The sequence below is a fragment of the Microvirga sp. P4_G7 genome (assembly GCF_056401005.1).
The window spans coordinates 1-6,191 of the sequence record NZ_JBFUKD010000182.1; the positions used below are offsets into that span (position 1 = coordinate 1).

At 63.2% G+C, this 6,191-nt stretch carries 6 protein-coding genes; 3 read left to right on the forward strand and 3 right to left on the reverse strand.

The window, feature by feature from the left end:
• From AC1DT3_RS10080 to AC1DT3_RS10090, 3 genes are all read right to left on the reverse strand, one after another.
• A partial coding sequence (locus AC1DT3_RS10080; protein ID WP_477465119.1) for a DUF937 domain-containing protein occupies positions 1-660 on the reverse strand: 660 nt, incomplete at its 3' end.
• A 43-nt stretch (positions 661-703) separates the two neighbouring features.
• Positions 704-2,089, reverse strand: a complete 1,386-nt coding sequence (locus AC1DT3_RS10085) for an MATE family efflux transporter (RefSeq protein WP_477465120.1) — start codon at positions 2,087-2,089, stop codon at positions 704-706.
• Complete coding sequence (locus AC1DT3_RS10090) at positions 2,089-3,933, reverse strand: monovalent cation:proton antiporter-2 (CPA2) family protein (protein ID WP_477465121.1); 1,845 nt, start codon at positions 3,931-3,933, stop codon at positions 2,089-2,091. The genes AC1DT3_RS10085 and AC1DT3_RS10090 overlap by 1 nt, the downstream gene beginning before the upstream one ends.
• 171 nt (positions 3,934-4,104) lie before the next feature.
• Here AC1DT3_RS10090 and ispH point away from each other — a divergent pair, with 171 nt between their 5' ends.
• From ispH to AC1DT3_RS10105, 3 genes are all read left to right on the forward strand, one after another.
• Positions 4,105-5,064, forward strand: coding sequence for a 4-hydroxy-3-methylbut-2-enyl diphosphate reductase (gene ispH, locus AC1DT3_RS10095; RefSeq protein WP_477465122.1), 960 nt, complete (start codon positions 4,105-4,107; stop codon positions 5,062-5,064).
• 3 nt (positions 5,065-5,067) lie between these two features.
• A complete protein-coding gene (locus AC1DT3_RS10100; RefSeq protein ID WP_477465123.1) occupies positions 5,068-6,033 on the forward strand; it encodes a homoserine kinase in 966 nt (321 codons plus the stop codon).
• The coding region (locus AC1DT3_RS10105; protein WP_477465124.1) for an RNase H family protein at positions 6,030-6,191 on the forward strand (162 nt) is incomplete at its 3' end. The genes AC1DT3_RS10100 and AC1DT3_RS10105, both read left to right, overlap by 4 nt.

Sequence of the window (6,191 nt, forward strand, 5' to 3'; positions counted from 1 at the left end):
GTATTGCTTCTGCATATCGCGTCCCGCTCCCAGGATCTGGCTCCAGGGGTCCGTCTGCGCGGGGGATCTTTCGTTGGCGCGGGGCAGGAACGGAGCCATCATGGCCTCAAAGGGATTGTCGGGCTCCTTCTTCGGTGCCGCCCCCGTCGTGAGCCAACTGCTCCATAATTGAGCCCAATCCGCCGTAGGATCGGACGGGCGATCGGCGGCGGTCGGATTGAACGCGCCCGCCATGCGCTCGGGATTGGTCAGCCATTGATGCAGCGTGCCGGCAAACATGCCGGCGAAGAGCGGCAGCATCTGCTGCATGGTTTCCGCACCGATTCCCGCCATATCGGCTGCCTGATGGGCGACGCGGCGGCTGACGTCGTCGGAGCCGAACATTTGGTCGAGAATGATTTTTCCGGCCTGCTGTGCCTGAGGCGTGAACGCCCGCATCGTCGATTGCCAGAAGGCGGCGAAGGGACTGGCCGCGACGCCGCCGAAAAACCGCGCGGGATCGTTCTCCGCCAATTTGTGCTGGAGGCCCATGGCAAAGGYGGGCATGACCGCGGCCATGGCGCGTTGCGCCTCGATCGTCGAGATGTGGTATTGCCGCGCTACGGTCTCCAGGCCGGCTTTGCTCTGCGCGTCTCGCATCAAGTCGAACCAAGTGACCATCTCGCGCTCCTCGGGCCGCCCGTCCTCGGCCGTGATGCCAAGGTCAACTCGCCAAGCGGGCCTTAGCTTGCCGCTCAAGCCGCCTGATTGTCCAGAAGCTCGTGAGAATTGCGGCGATACCGAAGGCCACGGACCCCGCTCCGATGCCGGTCAAGGCGCCTTTCGGACCGGCGATCATGGCGCCGAAATAGGCGAATGGGATCATGCCCAGCGTCGCCCGGCCCCAATTGAAGAAGGTGGAGAGCAGAGGAAAACCGAGATTGTTGAAGGAGGCATTCGCCACGAAAACAAGGCCCACGAACAACCAGATCAGCCCGCTGATGGCGCAGAAATACTCGACCAGCTCCGCCGTCAGCCCTTTCGCCTGGAAAATGTGCGCGACCTCTGTGCGCAGCAGAAACAGCACGAGCCAGACGGCGCCGACATAAACGATTGTGAAGATCAGCGAATCCTTGATGGTTTGGCGCATCCGGTCGAACCGATTGGCGCCCCAGTTCTGACCCAAAACCGGCCCGACGGCGCCCGCAAGCGCGAACAATCCCGCGAAGGCCACCGGCGTCACACGGTCGATAATGGCGGAGGCCGCGATGGCCTGATCGCCGAAACGCGACATGATGCTGGTAAAGAACCCGTTCGACACCGGAGCCGCGATGTTCGTCAGAATCGCCGGGATGGCGATGGCAAAGAACGGGCGCGCGTCGCGGCTGATGCTCGCCATGCGCGGCACTGTGAGAAGGTCGTGATTCCGCGACAGATAGCGATAGCTCACGAAGACGTAAGCGAGGCGCGCGATCCCGATGGTGATTGCCGCCCCGTTCGACTTCAGGCCGAGCACGAAGATGAAAATCGGATCGAGGAGGACCGTGACGATCGCGACCGACAAGGTCGCGTACATGCTCCGCTTCGCGTCTCCCGCAGCGCGCAGAACCGTCGACATGCCCATGCCGATCGCCATCAGGCCGTGCGTGGGAAGCGCAATCCAAAGGAAGCTTTGGGCGACCCGAAACGCTTCACCGCTCGCTCCGAGAAGATTGAGAATGGAGGGGACGAGGGGGAGGGTGACCAGGCTCACGGCGGTGGCGATCAACGTCATCAGCACGCAGCCCGACGTCGCCAATTGACGGGCCCGTTCTTTGTCGCGCGCGCCGAGCGCCCGCGAGACCAGCGCTCCGATCGGAATCATCAGGCCGACATTGATCGAAACCGTGAAGAACATCACGACCGTGGCGAGCCCCACGCCCGCCGTCAGGCTCGGGTCATGCAGCCAGGAAATGTAGAGGAGCGAGACCAGGTCGACGATGAAGATCGCGATGAGGCCCGCGGTGGCCGTTCCCGTCATGACGAGAACGTGGCGCATGGTCGATCCGGTCACGAATCGTGGCGTCTCGACCCGCTCGACGGCGGGGTCTGCAACGCGCGGCGTATCCATTAAACTGCACCTTCACCGAGAATATCCCGCGTCTCGGCATTGAGCCCACGCGCCTTGCCGCTCGGTACGATCAGGGGTTCGGGCGCGATCTTCGCACCCACCATCAACTCTGCGCCGCCCATGAAACCGCTCGTCTTCTGCAACATCAGACGGGCGATGTCACGTTTGCGAACATCGTCCGCGGTCGCTGCGGCGACTTCGGGTGCGATGCCGAGCTCTTCGAGAGCCGCCCGGCTCAGCGAGATCGCCGATTCGAAGCACTCGCGAAGCTGATAATCGACGCCCATATTCATCAGATTGATGGCCTGAATACGGTCGTAAGCGCGCACGAACGTGAATGCGTTCGGGAAGTTTTCGTGCACGATCTCGACGATCTTCATCGTCGCTTCCGGGTTGTCGATGCAGATGCAGATCATTTCCGCGCGCTCGGCGCCGGCGGCGCGCAACACGTCGAGGCGCGTTCCGTCACCGTAATAGACCTGCAGGCCGAACCGCCCGGCGTCGCGGATGCGCTCGACGTCGCGGTCGATCACCGTCGCGTTGATGTCCTGCGCCAGCAGAACCTGGTTGACGATCTGGCCGAAGCGACCGAAGCCGAGAACGAGCACGCGGCTGGACAGTTCTTCCGTCTTGTTGAGGAGAGCGTGCGGTTCCGCGTCTTGATGGTTCGGGTGCCGTTTGAGAACGTTTTCGACAATCGTGGCGGCGATCGGCCCGAACAACATGGTGATCGCCGCAAGCGCCGTCATCAATTGCGCGGTCGGTCCTGCCATCAAGTTGAGGGCGGTCGCCACCGGCAGCAGCACGAAAGCGAATTCGCCGGCCGGACACAACAGCACACCGGAGCGAAGGCCGTCCTGCCATGTCGCGCCGAACAGCTTCGAGAGAACGGTGATGATCGCCGTCTTGCCGATGATGACGACGGGAACCGCAAGCGCGATCATCAGCCAGTTGTCACGCACCAGCGCAACGTCGATCGACATGCCGACGCTGATGAAGAACAAGCCGAGCAGCATGCCGCGGAACGGCTCGATATCCGCCTCGAGCTGATGGCGGAAATTCGATTCGGCCAGGAGCAGCCCGGCGAGGAACGCGCCCATCGCCATGGACAACCCGACCTCGTTGAGCAGCATCGCGGCCCCGAGYACCACGAGGAGGGCACTCGCCGTCATCACTTCACGGGCGCCGCTGCGGGCGAGGATGCGGAAGAATGGGTTGAGGCCGTAGCGGCCCACGAGAACGACGGCGACGATCGCCGCCAGAGCCTCGCCGACCTTGATCAGGCTGCTCCAACCGTCCTCTTGCACGCCGCTCCCCGTGGCGAGAAGGGGCAGCAAGGCCAGAACCGGCACGATCGAGATGTCCTGGAACAGGAGAATTGCGAAGGACCGCTGGCCATAGGGTGTCTGCAGATCGTTTCGCTCGTTCAGCATCTGCAGAGCGATCGCGGTCGCCGACAGCGCGAGGGCAACTCCCATGACGAAAGCAGTCGTTCCAGGGAAACCGAGCGCGAGAGCGGCACCGCCCAAGATCAGGCCGGTGATCACGAGCTGCAGCAGCCCGAGGCCGAAAATGTCTCGCTTCATCTCCCACAAATGGGAAATCTTGAGTTCGAGGCCGATGATGAAGAGCAGCAGCACCACCCCGAGCTCGGCTACGGTGGCGATCGATTCCGGATCGCCGATCAGGGCGAGACCGGACGGGCCGATCAGCACGCCGGCGGCGAGATAGCCGAGCACGGCGCTCAATCCGAGCGACCGAAACAGGGGCACGGCGACCACGGCAGCGCCGCAGAAGGTCAAGATGGGGGGAAGGAAACTGACGTGGGAAGCGGCATTCGCCATTGGTCAAAATCGGATAAAATTCAGGGAGGTCCCGTTCTAGCCAGTCTTTGCCGCGAGGGCGAGACTTTCTTACCCGCCAGAGGAGCGGGGCGGTGAGGATTGGCACGGAAGGGCGCGAATTAGCGTCGCTCCCGCTTGACATCGCAAGCCCGCTCTCGCCACATCGCCGCGATGACCAAACCGCCTCTCAAAATCCTGCTCTGCGCCCCGCGCGGCTTCTGCGCCGGCGTCGTTCGCGCTATCGACGCGGTCGAGCAGGCGCTCGCCCTTTACGGCGCGCCGGTCTACGTGCGGCACGAGATCGTGCACAACAAATACGTTGTGGAAGGGCTCAAGAAGAAGGGCGCAATCTTCGTCCGTGAACTCGACGAGGTTCCCGACGGCGCGGCGCCTGTGATCTTCTCGGCGCACGGGGTTCCGAAATCCGTTCCGGATTCGGCCTCCGCCCGTAAACTTTTCGCGATCGACGCCACCTGTCCGCTGGTGACCAAGGTTCACCGCGAGGCGCAGGTCCACCACAAGCGGGGCCGTCATATCATCCTCATCGGCCATGCCGGCCACCCGGAAGTGGTGGGCACGATGGGCCAGCTTCCCGCGGGTGCCGTGACCCTCGTCGAAACGGTCGAGGATGTTCGCCGTCTCGAACCCGCCGAACCGGACAATCTCGCGTTCGTCACGCAGACCACCCTGTCCGTGGACGACACACGGGAGGTCGTGGAAGCTTTGCAGGCCCGCTTCCCGTCGGTGGTCGGCCCGCATAAGGAAGACATCTGCTACGCCACCACCAACCGCCAAGGCGCTGTGAAGCGGGTCGCGCCGCAGGTCGACGCCATGATCGTCGTCGGTTCGCCAAATTCCTCCAACTCGCAGCGCCTGCGCGAAGTGGCGGAGCGCGAAAAATGTCCGCTCGTGCGGCTCCTGTTGCGCGCCGAGGATATCGACTGGTCGCTTTTCGGCGCGATCGGGAGCCTCGGCATCACGGCGGGTGCTTCGGCACCGGAAATCCTCGTGGAAGAGATCATCGACGCCTTTGCCGAACGTTTCGAGGTTGAGGTAGAGAACGTCTCGACAGCGGACGAGAGCGTGTTCTTCCCGCTTCCGCGCGAGTTGCGCGAACAGGCTGCGGAGTAGGCATTGGCGGTTTATACGGAAGTCGCGGACGAGGAGTTGGCCTCTTTCCTCGCCACCTACGATATCGGCACGGTCTTGTCCTATAAGGGTATCGCCGAGGGCGTCGAAAACACGAACTACTTCCTGCACACCACCGTCGGCTCGTACATCATGACGCTGTACGAAAAACGCGTGAAGGAAGCGGATCTGCCTTTCTTCATCGCGCTCATGCAGCATCTCGCGAGTCGCGGTCTGAACTGTCCGCTGCCGGTGGGCAATCGCCGCGGTGATGCGTTGGGCCGTCTGGCGGGTCGGCCGGCGGCGATCTGCACCTTCCTCGACGGGATCGCCATCAGACGTCCGACCGCAGCGCATTGCGCCGCTCTCGGGCAGGCCCTGGCGCGCCTTCATCTGGCCGGACAGGACTTTCCCATGGCGCGGCCCAACGCCCTCTCGTTCGACGGCTGGGCGCCCCTTTTCGCGCAGGCGGAGGCTCAAGCCGACACCGTCTCACCGCGGCTCGCCGAGCGCACCCGTCAGGAGCTTGCGTTTCTCGAGGGAGCTTGGCCGAGTGGTTTGCCGACGGGCATCATTCATGCCGATCTTTTCACGGACAACGTCTTCTTCATCGGACCCGATGTCTCCGGTCTGATCGACTTCTACTTCGCCTGCACGGATGCGCTCGCCTACGACGTCGCGATTTGCCTCAACGCGTGGTGTTTCGAGGCCGACGGGTCGTTCAACCTGACCAAGGGCAAAGCGCTGCTCGCGGGCTACCAGGGCGTTCGTTCATTGACCGCTGACGAAATCGAGGCCTTGCCGGTTCTCTGTCGCGGTTCGGCTTTGCGGTTCATGCTGACGCGTCTAGTCGATTGGCTCAACGTGCCGCCCGGAGCCCTCGTGAAGCCGAAGGACCCGCTCGAATACGACCGCAAGCTCGCCTTTCATCGCCACATCCGCCATGCTCGCGAATACGGTCTTGCCCAATGAGTGAAACGGCAGCGGAACGGGTGACGATCTACACGGACGGCGCATGCTCGGGGAATCCCGGCCCGGGAGGATGGGCGGCGATTCTGTCCTTCAAGGGAAAGGAACGGGAGCTATCGGGCGGCGAACCGCACACCACCAACAATCGCATGGAATTGCGC

What these genes read in the sequence shown, in the direction of transcription:
- AC1DT3_RS10085 (WP_477465120.1), bottom strand. Translation starts at nt 2,089, where the DNA reads ATGGATACGCCGCGCGTTGCAGACCCCGCCGTCGAGCGGGTCGAGACG.
- ispH (WP_477465122.1), top strand. Translation starts at nt 4,105, where the DNA reads ATGACCAAACCGCCTCTCAAAATCCTGCTCTGCGCCCCGCGCGGCTTC.